This window comes from Nocardiopsis trehalosi NBRC 14201 (assembly GCF_001552555.1).
In the GTDB taxonomy this organism is placed as follows: Bacteria; Actinomycetota; Actinomycetes; order Streptosporangiales; family Streptosporangiaceae; genus Nocardiopsis_B; species Nocardiopsis_B trehalosi.
This window is the reverse complement of the sequence record NZ_BCRK01000180.1, coordinates 1-12573: the sequence shown is the minus strand read 5'-3', so window position 1 is coordinate 12573 and position 12573 is coordinate 1. Positions and strand designations below refer to the sequence as shown.

General features: G+C 77.1%; 14 protein-coding genes. 3 read left to right on the top strand and 11 right to left on the bottom strand.

Annotated features, from left to right (window positions below; translation table 11 throughout):
* Nucleotides 1-34: 34 nt before the first annotated feature.
* Genes NT8_RS23280 through NT8_RS23270 form a run of 3 tightly spaced genes read right to left on the bottom strand, consistent with a single transcriptional unit; the run spans nucleotide 35 to nucleotide 2368 of the window.
* On the bottom strand, nucleotides 35-415 hold the full coding sequence (locus NT8_RS23280) for a RidA family protein (protein ID WP_067973667.1): 381 nt from the start codon (nucleotides 413-415) through the stop codon (nucleotides 35-37).
* A gap of 56 nt (nucleotides 416-471) precedes the next feature.
* A complete protein-coding gene (locus tag NT8_RS23275) occupies nucleotides 472-1602 on the bottom strand; it encodes an aminotransferase class V-fold PLP-dependent enzyme (RefSeq protein ID WP_067973666.1) in 1131 nt (376 codons plus the stop codon).
* Between the two features lie 31 nt (nucleotides 1603-1633).
* Nucleotides 1634-2368, bottom strand: coding sequence for an IclR family transcriptional regulator (locus NT8_RS23270; protein WP_067973663.1), 735 nt, complete (start codon nucleotides 2366-2368; stop codon nucleotides 1634-1636).
* A gap of 102 nt (nucleotides 2369-2470) precedes the next feature.
* Between NT8_RS23270 and NT8_RS23265 the strand changes: the two genes are divergently transcribed.
* A complete protein-coding gene (locus NT8_RS23265; protein ID WP_067973660.1) occupies nucleotides 2471-4066 on the top strand; it encodes an N-acyl-D-amino-acid deacylase family protein in 1596 nt (531 codons plus the stop codon).
* Nucleotides 4067-4128: 62 nt separating this feature from the next.
* Nucleotides 4129-5094 carry a sugar kinase gene (locus NT8_RS23260; RefSeq protein WP_067973657.1) on the top strand — a complete coding sequence of 322 codons (966 nt, stop codon included), beginning with the start codon at nucleotides 4129-4131 and terminating at the stop codon, nucleotides 5092-5094.
* A gap of 9 nt (nucleotides 5095-5103) precedes the next feature.
* On the opposite strand, the gene NT8_RS23255 is transcribed toward NT8_RS23260, so the two are convergent.
* A complete protein-coding gene (locus NT8_RS23255; RefSeq protein ID WP_067973654.1) occupies nucleotides 5104-6561 on the bottom strand; it encodes a hypothetical protein in 1458 nt (485 codons plus the stop codon).
* Nucleotides 6562-6759: 198 nt separating this feature from the next.
* Between NT8_RS23255 and NT8_RS23250 the strand changes: the two genes are divergently transcribed.
* Nucleotides 6760-7410 carry a hypothetical protein gene (locus NT8_RS23250; protein WP_067973652.1) on the top strand — a complete coding sequence of 217 codons (651 nt, stop codon included), beginning with the start codon at nucleotides 6760-6762 and terminating at the stop codon, nucleotides 7408-7410.
* 67 nt (nucleotides 7411-7477) lie between these two features.
* Here NT8_RS23250 and NT8_RS23245 read toward each other — a convergent pair whose 3' ends face one another.
* From NT8_RS23245 to mtlA, 7 genes are all read right to left on the bottom strand, one after another.
* Nucleotides 7478-8104 carry a YigZ family protein gene (locus tag NT8_RS23245; RefSeq protein WP_067973650.1) on the bottom strand — a complete coding sequence of 209 codons (627 nt, stop codon included), beginning with the start codon at nucleotides 8102-8104 and terminating at the stop codon, nucleotides 7478-7480.
* 121 nt (nucleotides 8105-8225) lie between these two features.
* Nucleotides 8226-8492 carry an HPr family phosphocarrier protein gene (locus tag NT8_RS23240; RefSeq protein ID WP_067973648.1) on the bottom strand — a complete coding sequence of 89 codons (267 nt, stop codon included), beginning with the start codon at nucleotides 8490-8492 and terminating at the stop codon, nucleotides 8226-8228.
* Nucleotides 8493-8568: 76 nt separating this feature from the next.
* Entirely contained in the window at nucleotides 8569-9516 is a 948-nt protein-coding gene (gene pfkB, locus NT8_RS23235; protein WP_067973645.1) for a 1-phosphofructokinase, read from the bottom strand.
* A 34-nt stretch (nucleotides 9517-9550) separates the two neighbouring features.
* A complete protein-coding gene (locus tag NT8_RS23230; protein ID WP_067973641.1) occupies nucleotides 9551-10591 on the bottom strand; it encodes a zinc-dependent dehydrogenase in 1041 nt (346 codons plus the stop codon).
* Nucleotides 10588-11082, bottom strand: coding sequence for a PTS sugar transporter subunit IIA (locus NT8_RS23225; RefSeq protein ID WP_394326596.1), 495 nt, complete (start codon nucleotides 11080-11082; stop codon nucleotides 10588-10590). Before NT8_RS23225 ends, NT8_RS23230 begins: the two co-directional genes overlap by 4 nt.
* Nucleotides 11063-11371 (bottom strand): PTS lactose transporter subunit IIB, encoded by a 309-nt coding sequence (locus NT8_RS23220; RefSeq protein WP_067973636.1) that lies wholly within the window; start codon nucleotides 11369-11371, stop codon nucleotides 11063-11065. Before NT8_RS23220 ends, NT8_RS23225 begins: the two co-directional genes overlap by 20 nt.
* Nucleotides 11368-12477: a PTS mannitol transporter subunit IICB gene (mtlA, locus tag NT8_RS23215; RefSeq protein WP_067973634.1), complete on the bottom strand. Its 1110-nt coding sequence runs from the start codon at nucleotides 12475-12477 to the stop codon at nucleotides 11368-11370. Before mtlA ends, NT8_RS23220 begins: the two co-directional genes overlap by 4 nt.
* Between the last annotated feature and the right edge of the window lie 96 nt (nucleotides 12478-12573).

Genomic DNA, 12573 nt, shown 5'->3' with positions numbered 1-12573 from the left:
GCGCGGCGGGTCCCGCCGCGCGCCGCCCGCCCGCTCAGTCGCGCAGCGCGGCCACCACGTCGATCTCCACCAGGATGTCCATCAGGTCCGACCCCACCGTGGTGCGCACCGGGTAGGGCGCGCTGAACCGCTCGGCGTAGACGGCGTCGTACTCGGCGAAGTCCCGCTTGAGGTGCTGCAGGTGCACCGTGGTCTTCACCACGTCGTCGAGGGTGAGGCCGTGCTGGGCGAGCACCGCGGCGACGTTGCTCAGCACCTGGGCGGTCTGCTCGCCCACGGTCGGCGCGACCTCGCCCGTCGCGGGGTCCTGCGGGCCGAACCCGGCCGTGTAGAGGAACCCGTTGGCGACGACGCCCTGGCTGTAGGCGCCGGCCGGGCGCGGGGCCTCGTCGGTGCGGATCTCGGTGACGCTCATGCGCTCTCCCTCTCAAGGTCGCGATCGGGGCGGTCCCGATCGGTCGGTCCCGCGGTTCAGCCGAGCAGGCGGCGCAGCGCGGCCGCCACGATCTCCGCCTCACCCTCGGCCAGCAGGTCCGGGCCGAGCCAGAAGCCCGACACGGTCCCGGTGACCGGGTCCTCGGCGGGCAGCACCGCGATGGCGGGGTCGCCGCCGCGCAGCCGGTCGAGGACGGCCGCGGCGTCGGCGGCGGCTGCCCGGGGGTCGACGTCCACGCGCAGCCGGGGCACCGGCTGCCCGGCCTCGTTGAAGGGGTCGCGCTCGACGGCGACGCCCGGCAGCCCGGCCAGCTCGCCGGCCCAGTAGGCGAGCGTGGCCTCCCAGCCCCGGGCGACGGCGTCGTGGTCCAGGCCGACGTAGCGGCGCACCGCCGCGTAAAGCCCGGCGATCTCCTCCTTGCCGGCCTTCATCGGCCGGGCCGGGCGCTGGAACGGGGCGCCGTTCCGCCGCGCGGCCTCCACGAGGTCGGCCCGGCCCAGCAGCAGCCCGCTGGCCTGGGGGCCGTGCAGGGCCTTGCCGCCGCTGAACGCGACCAGGTCGGCGCCCAGCCCGGTGGTGAAGTGCCACAGGTTCTCCACCGGGGGCAGCTGCGCGGCGGCGTCGACCAGTACCGGGACGCCGCGCTCGCGCGCGATCCGCACCACCGTCGGCAGCGGCAGCGCGCCGCGCGCCAGGTGGCGGCCCGCCACGTAGAGCACCGCGGCGGTGTCGGCGGTGAGGGCGGCCTCCAGCTCCCACTCGAAGGTCTGCAGCGCGTTGCCGATCTGCCGCACGCGCGCCCCGGCCAGGCCCAGCACCGGGTCGTAGGGGATGCGGTGCGCCGCGTGCACGACCACCTCGGCGGGCAGCCCGGTGCCCTCGGGCAGCCGGGCGATGAGCCGGGGGTCACCGCCGGCGCGGCAGCCCATGACGGCCAGCACCAGCGCGGCGGCGCAGCCCGACGTGACGTAGGCGGCCTCGTTGCGGGTCAGCTCCGCGATGCCGCGGCCCGCCGCCAGGTGCAGCTCCTCCATGTCGACGAACGACCCGGCGGCCTCGCGCATGGCGTCGAGCACCTCGGGCGGCATCAGCGAACCGCCGAGCGCGGTGAACGTCGTGCTCGCGTTGACCACCCGGCGCACGCCGAGGCTGTCGTAGAACCCCATGGTCCTCCTGTCTCGTTGCGGTCCGGGCGCCTCAGCCGAGGTCCCGGCCGATGGCCGCGGCCGTCGCCAGCAGGTCGGGGACGAGCTCGGTCAGCCGGTCGAGCGGGGCGATGGCGCGCAGCGCCGTGACGGACACGGCCGCGACGACGTCGCCGGTGCTGTTGGCGATCGGCGCCGCCACGCAGTTCACGAAGTCCTCGAACTCGCCGTCGTCGGCGGCCCAGCCGCGCGCGCGGACGCGGGCGATCTCGGCCTCCAGGGCGGCCCGGTCGGCGTGCGTGGCGGCGGTGTGGCGGACCAGGTCGGCGCCGTCGAGCAGCTCGGCGACGCGGTCGGCCGGCAGCCGGGACAGGACGGCCTTGCCCACGCCGCTGGCGTGCAGGGACGCCGGCCGGCCCACGCGCGAGTACATGCGCACGCCCGCTGCGGCGTCGAGCTTGTCGATGTAGACGACCTCGTCGCCGACGAGCTGCGCCAGGTGGACGGTGTGCCCGCAGGCGGCGTGCAGCGCCCGCAGGTGCGGGTGGGCGAGGGGGCGCAGCTCCAGGCCGTCGAGCGCCTGCTGGGCGATCTCGATGAGCCGGGTGCCCACGGTGTGCCGGCCGTCGCTGAGCCGGCGGGCGAACCCGGCGGCCTCCAGGGTCTGCAGCAGCCGCAGCGCCGTGGAGCGGTGGACCCCGAGCAGGTCCGCGACCTCGCCCAGCGTGCGCGGGCGGACCGCGAGGGCGTCGATGATGGCGACCGCGCGCTGGACGGTCTGCGACACGTGCGCCTCCCTCTGTCGCGGCCGGGGTGCGGTGCATATAATGCCCGAGGCGTTGCACATATTGCAACGGCTCCGCGCAGGTCGCGACCTGGAAGGACCCCCATGGCCGACGTCGTGCTCACCGGAGGCCGGGTCGTCGACGGCACCGGCGCCCCCGCCCGCACCGCCGACGTGGTCGTCGCCGACGGCCGGATCACCGAGGTCGCGCCGCCCGGCCGGGCCGCCGCCACCGGGGAGCGGGTGGACGTCACCGGGCTGGCGGTCGCCCCCGGGTTCATCGACATGCACGCCCACTCCGACCTCGCCGTGCTCGCCGACCCCGAGCACCTGGCCAAGACCCTCCAGGGCGTCACCCTGGAGGTCCTCGGCCAGGACGGCCTCAGCTACGCCCCCGTCACCGACGCCACCCTCCCCCAGCTCCGGCGGCAGCTCGCCGGGTGGAACGGCACCCCCGGCATCGACCACGACTGGCGCACGGTCGGCGGCTATCTCGACCGGATCGACGCGGGCGCCGCCGTCAACGCCGCCTACCTCGTCCCGCACGGCACCGTCCGCATGGCCGTCATGGGCGGCGACGAGCGCCCCGCCGGACCGGCCGAACTCGACGCCATGCGCGCCGCCGTCGCCCAGGGCATGGCCGAGGGCGCGGTGGGCCTGTCGGCCGGGCTGACCTACACGCCCGGCATGTACGCCGGCGACGACGAGATCGTGGAACTCCTCGCACCGGTCCGCGCCGCCGGCGGCTACTACTGCCCGCACCACCGCAACTACGGCGTCCGGCTGATGGAGTCCTACCGCGCCTGCCTGGACATCGCCCGGCGCGCGGGCACCCCGCTGCACCTGGCGCACTGCCACGTCAACTTCCCGATGAACCGGGGCCGCGCCCCCGAGGTCCTGGCCATGATCGACGCGGCCGTGCGCGACGACGGGCTCGACGTCAGCCTCGACACCTACCCCTACCTGGCGGCCGCCACCTACCTCGGCGCGCTGCTGCCCAGCCGGGCGCAGGCGGGCGGCACCGCGGCGACGCTGGAGCGGCTGCGCGACCCCGCCGAGCGCGCCGCCATCCTGCACGAGGTCGAGGTGACCGGCAGCGACGGCAACCAGGGCGTCCCGGTCGACTGGTCGGTGGTGGTCATCACCGGGGTGGGCGACCCCGCCCTCGACTGGGCGGTCGGCGCGTCGGTGCGCGACCTCGCCGACCGGACCGGCCGCGCCCCCGGCGACGTGTTCGCCGACCTGCTGGTGGACGACGCCATGGCCACCGGCTGCCTGCTGCACGTCGGCGACGAGGACAACGTGCGCACCATCATGCGCCACCCCGCCCACACCGGCGGCAGCGACGGCATCCTGGCCGGCGCCCGCCCGCACCCGCGCGGCTGGGGCACCTTCGCCCGCTACCTCGGCACCTACGTGCGCGAACTCGGCGTCCTCGGCCTGGAGGAGTGCGTCGCGCACCTCACCTCCGGGCCCGCGCGCCGCCTCGGGCTCACCGACCGCGGCGTCATCCGGCCCGGGGCGGCCGCCGACATCACCGTGTTCGACCCCGCCACGGTGGCCGCGGGCGCCACCTACGACGAGCCGCGGCGGCCGCCCGAGGGCATCCCGCACGTCCTCGTCAACGGCCGGTTCACCGTCCGCGACGGGCGGCGCACCGACGCGCTGCCCGGCCGATCCGTGCGGCCGCGCCGCGCCTGACCGCCGCGCCGCCGCCGGCCGGAACCCCGCTCCGGCGCCCCACCAGAGGAGGGACCGACCGCATGCGCACCGCCCCGCCCCCGCCGGGGGCCGGCCCCGTCGACGCCCTGTGCGTGGGCGAGACCATGGCCGTGCTCACCCCCGCCGCCGGCGGCCCGCTGACGGCCGACGCCCGGCTGCGGGTGGACGCCGGCGGCGCCGAGTCCAACGTCGCGTGCGGCCTGGCCCGCCTGGGGCACCGCGCGGCGTGGCTCGGCCGGGTGGGCGACGACCCGCTGGGCCGCATCGTCACCGGCGCGGTGGCCGCGCACGGCGTCGACACCGGGGCGGTCGAGATCGACCCCGAACGGCCCACCGGGCTCTACCTCAAGGACCCCCGGCCCGAGGGGACGGGCGTCCACTACTACCGGGCCGGGTCGGCGGCCTCGGCCATGGGGCCCGGCCTGGCCGGCGCCGCGGTGGTGGGGCGGGCCCGGCTGCTCCACCTGTCCGGGATCACCCCGGCGCTGTCGGCGTCGTGCGCGGCGCTGGTCGACCGGCTCCTCGACCGCTCCCCGGGGCGGCCGCCCGTCAGCTTCGACGTCAACCACCGCCCGGCCCTGTGGCCGGCGGAGGCGGCGGCCCGGGCGCTGCTGCCGCTGGCCCGCCGCGCCGACGTGGTGCTGGTGGGCCGCGACGAGGCCGAGGCGCTGTGGGGGACGGCGGCGCCCGACGACGTGCGGGCGCTGCTGCCCGAGGTGGGCTGCCTCGTCGTCAAGGACGCCGACATCGGCGCCACCTGCTACGAGGGGGGCGACCGCACCTTCGTCCCGGCGCTCCCAGTCGACGTGGCCGAACCGGTGGGGGCGGGCGACGCGTTCGCCGCCGGGTTCCTGTCCGGGCTGCTGGAGGGCCGGCCGCCGCGCGACCGGCTCCGCCTGGGGCACATCACCGCGGCGGCCACCCTCCGCTCCACCGCCGACGTGGGCACCCCGCCGCCGCGCCCGGACCGCGAGGAGCTGCTGGCCGCCGACCACGCCTGGGCCTGACCCCGGCGGCTACCCGGTGGGGGTGGCCGGTCCCCCGGTGGCCGGGGCGTCCTCGGGGGCGAACACGAACCGCTGCCGGTCGGCCACCACGACCGCGTGGCCGTCGTCGGTGACCGCCTCGACGTAGGCGTCCAGCCCTTCGGCGACCACGTCCTTGGTCTCGGCGTCCAGCACCACCTGGGACGACGCGGCGTCGTCGGCGCCCCGGGAGTCGCCGTAGAACCGGCCGCCCAGGGCGAACGCCGGGGAGATCGCCTGCTCGTCGGCGTCGAACTCCCAGCGCACCCGGCCCGCCGCCAGGTCCACCGCGATCATCGGGGTCGCGCCGCCGGCCTGCGGCAGCAGCAGGGTCCCGGTGGCGGGGTCGTGGACGGTGCCGGGGACGAACCCGGGGTCGAAGGCGGGGCCGGCCGGGTTGGCGCCCGGCTCGGTGAGGGTCCACAGCACCTCGCCGCCGCGCAGGTCGTGCAGCGACAGCAGCGAGGGGTCCTCGGCGAACGCCCAGCGGACCAGCACCGCGGTGCGGGCGGGCGCGGCGCCGGGGCCGTCCGGGGAAGGGGTCCCTCTCGCCGAAGGGGTGCCCCCGGTGCCGCCGTCCCCAGGGGCGGGGACGTCGTAGAAGCCGACGACGCGCGGCAGCGGCCGGGGCAGCGCCGCCTCGCCCGCCAGGTCGGGGTCGTCACCGGTGGCGCTCCACAGCAGTTCGCCCGGGTCGCCGCCGATGTCGCGCGCCTGGAGCAGCCCGGCGCCGTCGTCGAGCAGCGCGACGCCGTCCCGCGCGGCGACCGGCACGCCCATGCGGCCGGGGTCGGGGTCGGACGCGTCGCCGGCCGGCGGGGGCGACGGGGACGGCGCTTCGGCGCCCTCGCCGGCGTCGGGCGGGGCCGCGAACGCGAAGTCCCAGAGGGGGTCGCCCTCGGTGTCGAGCAGGGCGAGGTCGCCGTAGGGGTCGTCGGCGGTCCAGCCCTCGGGGCGGCGCAGCACCGCGCCGCCCACGTAGACGTCCCGGCCGCCGGTGCCGGACCACAGGGTGGCGCCCTCGGCGTCGACCACGGTGGTGTCGCCGTCGTCGTCGCCGGAGCCCACCACGAGCACGTCGGCGCCGCCGCCGTCGGTGCCGAACCGGTCGATGGGCCGGTCGCCCTCCCACAGGGTGGTGCCGTCGGCGGCGTCCTGGAGCAGGTGGCGCTCCTCGCTGTTGGAGCTGATGAGGAACGCGTCGCCGACGGACTGGATGCGCACGCCCATGGCGTCGTCGAGGATGGCGGGGCCGCCGGCGCCGGGGCCGTGCAGGTACCGCAGGGGGTCGCTGGACAGCCCCGGCGGCGGGTCGCCCGCGAAGGCGGTGGGCAGGGGGCGGGGGGACTCCGGGCCGCCCGGGGGCGGTGGGCCCCCGGTGCAGGCGGCGGCGAGGAGGAGGACCCCGGCCGCGACCGGCGCCAGCGGTGCCCGCGGCCAGGTGCGCATGGCCGGTCACTCCCTCGGACGACGACGTGTACCGGAATCCTAGGCGACGGCCCCCGCCCCGCACACGCCCGGCACCCGGACCGTCACCGTCCGGTCACCCCCGCGCGCCGCCCGTTCGGCGACACTCCGCCGAGCAGCGGGGCTGTGCGGGGCGCAGGACGTAGCGTGCCCTCGTAGGCATCCATCCGGGGAGCAGCCATGATCCCGACCACGCCCACGGCGCCCGAGTACACCGGCGCCGACCGCCAGGCCGTCCGCGACGCCGTCCGCTGCCTCGCCGCCATCGCCCAGGACGCGGTGCTCGCCGCCGGCGGGGAGGGGAGCACGCCGGACGCCATCGCCCGCGTGCGCACCGCGCTGACCGCGACCGCCGACGCCGTCCACCAGGCCCGCGTCGGCCTGCGGCGGGTGGAGGTGGGCGCGGTGGTGCGCGGCGCCTGGTCCCGGGCCATGGACACCGCCGGGGGCGCCGACGACCCGGTGCCGGACGCGACCGTCGCCGAGGCCGCCGCCGAGATCGTGGAGGCCGAACTGGAGAGCGGCGACGGCCGGCCCTCCGTCGGCGTGCTGACCGCCGCCCTCGGCCCGCTGATCATCACCGGCCGGCTGCCCACCGGCACGGCCCGCGCCGCCGCGGCCGCGCCGGCCGCCGCCGAGGCCGCCGTCCGCGTCCTGCACGCCGCCCTGTACCCCCGCGCCGACCGCGACCGCGCGCCGGACGCCCGGCCCGATGTGCGCGTCCCGCTGCCCGCCGACGGGCTCCACTCCGACGCGGTCCGCGTCCCCGGTCCGGTCGCGGACCTCGGGGGGCGGACCCCGCCGCGCGTCGCCGAGGAGCCGGGGCGGTGAGCGCCGGGGCGGCCGGCCCGCGCCCGGCGCCGGGGCGGGTGCGGGGTCAGGCGGGGCAGGCGCCGGGTCAGGCGTCCGGTGCGGTCTCCACGGTGGTGGTGCCGCGCTGCTCGCAGGCGGCGGCGCCGCCGGTGGCCTCGGCGATCCAGGCGGCGAAGCCGGCGAGGTCGGGGTCGGCGAGGGCGACGTCGATCTCGACGCCCGTTCCGTAGCGCACGTCGCGCACGGTGTGGGCGGAGCCGCGCAGCGCGCTCTCCAGCCGCCCGGCGTGGTGGTAGTCGGCGGTGACGGCGACGACGGGCAGGACCCGGCGCTCCAGCACGCCGACCGCGTCGACGGCGGCCGCGACCGCGCCCCCGTAGGCGCGGACCAGCCCGCCGGCGCCCAGCTTGACCCCGCCGAAGTAGCGCGTGACGACGGCGACCGTGTCGGTGAGGCCGCGCTGGCGGAGCACCTCCAGCATGGGCACGCCCGCCGTGCCGGAGGGTTCGCCGTCGTCGCTGGACCGCTGCACCGCGCCGTCGGGTCCGAGCACGTAGGCGGTGCAGTTGTGGGCGGCGTTCCAGTGCAGGCGGCGCCGCTCGGCGATGAACGCGCGCGCGGCGTCCTCGTCGCCGACCCGCCGCAGGGCGCAGATGAACCGCGACCGGCGGACCTCGGCCTCGTGCTCGCCCCCGCGCCGGATCGTCCTCACCGCCCCGATGGTACGCGGCGCCCCCGCACCCCGGCGCCGGGGCGGGGGCGCGTGGGGGCGGGGGCCGCCGTGCCCCGGCCCGGCACGGGGGAGGGGGCCGCGCGCGGGCCGGGGCGGCGGGTCAGGCGTCGAGGTCGGTCTCCAGCAGGCCGGCGAGGTCGGCCAGGTGGGTGTCGGCGCCGTCGCCCTCGGCCTCCAGCAGGACGGTGTCGCCGCCCTTGGCGCCGAGGCTCATGACCGTGAGCACGCTGCGGGCGTCGACGGGGCTGCCGCCCTCCTTGGCGATGGTGACGGGCAGGCCGGTCTTCACCACCGCCTGGACGAACAGGGTGGCCGGGCGGGCGTGCAGGCCCACCGAGGAGCCGATGACGGCGGTGCGCTGGGGCATGGGGGGTTCCCTTTCGTGGGTCGGTCGGAGCGGGGTGGAGCGGAGCGCCGTGCGGCCGCGCGGGCGGCCGCACGGGTCACAGCTTCTCCACCACCAGAGCGGGGTCGGGGTCGGCGACGACGCGGACGGCCGCGCAGTCGATGTCGGCGGGCCCCGGCACGGTCGTGCCGGGCAGGGCGACGGCCGCCGCGCCCCACGCCACCGCCCGGCGCAGCCGCTCCTCGGGCTCGCCGGCGGTGTGCAGGTAGCCGGCGAGGGCGCAGTCGCCCGCGCCGACGGTGCTGCGCGGCACCACTGCGGCGCCGCCCGCCCACCAGGTGCGCCCGCCCGACGCGAGCAGCACGCCGTGGGCGCCGAGGGTGGCCAGCACCGCCCCGTTGCCCCAGTCCAGCACCTCGCGGGCGGCGTCGGCGACGTCGCCGACGGTGGTCAGCTCCCGGCCGAGGAGTTCGGCCAGTTCCTCGTGGTTGGGCTTGAGCAGGTCGACGCCGCCCGCGCGGGCGGCCGCCTCCAGCGGGGCGCCGGAGGTGTCGATGGCGACGGGCACGCCGTGCTCGGCGGCCAACCGGGCCACCCGCGGGTAGAACTCCGGGGGGACCCCGGCGGGCAGGCTGCCCCCGGCGACCAGCCACCGCGGTCCGCGGCGCAGTTCGGTGCGGACCGCGTCGAGGACGGCGTCCACCTCGTCCTCGGTGAGCGCCGGCCCCGGCAGGTTGAGCTTGGTGGTGACCCCGTCGCCCTCGGCGATGGTGATGTTGCTGCGGGTGGCGGCACCGATGGGCACCGTGACCGCCGCGACGCCCTGCTCGTCGAGCAGCGCGGCGATCCGCCCGCCGTCCGCGCCGCCGACCGGCAGCACCGCCGTGGTCGGCTCCCCGTTGCGGCGCAGCGCCCGCGAGACGTTCACGGCCTTCCCGCCCGGGTGGGTCCGCGCGCCCTCGACCCGCACCACCCCGCCGCGCTGGAGCGCACCGACCTCCAGGGTGCGGTCGACACTGGGGTTGGGGGTGACGGTGAGGATCATGCGGACCCGGCCCGTCGCCGCCGGTACGCGGTCGTCATGGCGCGATCGTCACCTTGATCGCGTCGCCCGCGATGACCGTCTCGATGGCGGTCAGGACGTCGTCGAGCCCCATCCGGTGCGTGATGAGGTCGCTGACGGGCACCGCGCCCGAGGCGATGAGGTCGAGCGCCCGCCGGTTGTGGTCCGGGCTGGAGCCGTTGGCGCCGACGATCGTCAGCTCCCGGTAGTGCACCAGGTTGGAGTCGCAGGCGATGACGGGGTTGTCCTTGGGCAGGCCGCCGAAGAAGCTGATGCGGCCGCGCCGGGCCGCCATCTGCAGCGCGTCCTCCTGGGCCTTGCCCGCCGCGGCCGCGGTGATGACCACGTCGGCGCCGCGGCCGTCGGTGAGCTTGCGGACCTCGTCGATCGGGTCGGTCTCGGCGCCGCACACGACGGCGTCGGGGCGCACCACGGCGGCCGCCGCGTCCAGGCGGGCCCGGTTCGGCTCGACCAGGATGACCTGGGCGGCGCCGTTGGCCCGCGCCATGCGCACGTGCAGGCAGCCGATGGGCCCGGCGCCCATGACCACGACGGTGTCGCCCTCGCCGACCCGGGCCAGCTCCTGCCCGTTGAGGACGCACGCCAGCGGCTCGGCCACCGACGCCTCGGCGAACCCGACCGGGTCGGGGATGCGGTTCACGCCGTCGACCGCGAGCACCTTGGCGGGCACGATCATGTACTCGGCGAACCCGCCGTCGTACTGGTAGCCCATGGACTCCTGGTTCGGGCAGATCGTCCGCCACCCGCGCCGGCAGTCGGGGCAGGTCCCGCAGGGGATGGCGGCGATCACCTGAACGCGGTCGCCGACCGCCCAGTCGCCCGCCTCGCTGCCCGCGGCGACCACCTCGCCCGCGATCTCGTGCCCGATGACGCGGGGCGGGGCGATGTGGTGGTGGCCGTGCCGGAAGATCTTGGCGTCGGTTCCGCAGGTGGAGCAGTTGCGCACGCGCAGCTTGAGCTCGCCGGGGCCCGGCTCGGGCTCCTCCGCCTGCTCGATGCGGATGTCTCCGGGGGCGTAGAAACGGGCGACCTTCATCGGGTCTCCTTCACACGGTCGTCGGGGGTCGGGGCGTCGTCGTCGCCGTCGGGGCGCAGCAGCGCGATGACGGTGGCGGCGTCGTCGGCGGCGCGCAGCGCGGCGGCCCGGTCGGGCGCCGACAGCGTGGCCGCCAGGGCGGACAGCACCCCCATGTGGGAGTCGCCGTCGGCGGCGATGCCGATGACGACGCGGACGTCCTGGCCGTCCCAGTCGACCCCGTCGGGGAAGACCAGGACGGCGAGCGCGGTGCGGCGGACCAGGGCGCGGGCGGCGTCGGTCCCGTGCGGGATGGCGACGCCCTCGCCGATGTAGGTGGGGACCGACCGCTCGCGCTCGTGCATGGCGGGCAGGTAACCGGGCTCGACCGCGTCCAGCTCCAGCAGCAGCCGGCCGGCCTGGTCGATGGCGTCGGCCTTGTCGGCCGCCCGGAGGCCGGTGCGGACCGCCTCGGGCGTCAGCCGCAGGGCGTCAGCCGTCAATGCGCTCACCCGCCTTGATGGCGTTCTCCAGGCGCTGGAACACCGGGTCGCCCAGGAACATCTGGAAGGTCAGCACGACCTTGTCGGGGGCGCTGCGCCGGGCCCGCTCGGCCAGGTTGGCGTGGCACAGGACCACGTCGGCGTCGGCCGGGATGCGGTCGACCGAGGTGTGCTCCACGCCCACCGAGTGCGGGGACAGGGACTTGCTGAGCTGGGAGGTCAGCAGCGCGCTGCTGCCCATCCCCGCGTCGCAGGCGACGACCACCTTGCGGACCTGCGCGCCGTCGATCGTGTTCATGAGGTTGCCTCCGATTCGCTGCGGGACTCCGCGCGCCGCGCCTTGCCGAAGCCGAGGAGCGCGGCGGCGATGAGGAAGGACACCGCGGTCGCCGCGGCGACCCCGAGGATCACACTGATGTGCCCGCCCCGCGGGGTGACCGCGAGGATGGCGATGATGCTGCCGGGCGACGGCGTGGCGACCAGGCCGGCCCCGGTGAGCAGGAAGACGGAGATGCCCGCCGCGCCGCCGCCGATCGCCGCGAGGATGAGCCGGGGCTGGGCGAGGATGTACGGGAAGTAGATCTCGTGGATGCCGCCGAGGAACTGGATGACGATCGCGCCCGGCGCGGTGGAGCGGGTGGCGCGCGGGCCGAAGAACATCAGCGCCAGCAGGATACCCAGGCCGGGGCCGGGGTTCGACTCGATGAGGAACTCCACGGCGCGCCCGGTCTCGGCGGCCGACGCCACGCCCAGCGGGCCCAGCACCCCGTGGTTGATGGCGTTGTTGAGGAACAGCACCTTGGCGGGCTCGATGATCACCGCGACCAGCGGCAGCAGGCCGGCGTCCATGAGGAACTGCACGCCCGCGCCGAGGCCGCGGGTGACGGTCTCGACCACGGGGCCGACGCCGATGAGGGCGACGAGGGCCATCGCGCCGCCGATGATGCCGCAGCTGAAGTTGTCGACCAGCATCTCGAAGCCGGAGCGGACCCGGTGGCGCACCGCGTTGTCGAACAGGCGGAGCACGTAGGCGGCGAGCGGGCCCATGACCATCGCGCCGAGGAACATCGGGATGTCCGCGCCGACGACGACGCCGACCGTGGCGACCGCGCCGGCCACCGCGCCGCGCTGGCCGTGCACCAGCCGACCGCCGGTGTAGCCGATGAGGACCGGCAGCAGGACCTTGATCATCGGGTCCACGAGCGCGCCGAACGTCTCGTTCGGCAGCCACCCGGTGGGGATGAACAGGGCGGTGATCAGGCCCCAGGCGATGAACGCCCCGATGTTGGGCATGACCATCCCGGCCAGGTGGCCGCCGAAGCGCTGCACACCTGAGCGGACCCGGTCGAGCCGCGCCTGGCGGGGCGGGTCGGGCGGGGTGGTGGGTTTCTCCTGGAGGGACATTCGGGGGCCTCCGGCGGTTTCCGGGCAGCACCGCGGAGCCCGTGGCGGGCGGCGGTCCTGCGGGGGGGGGGGGGGTTGGGGTCGGTCGGGGCGGGG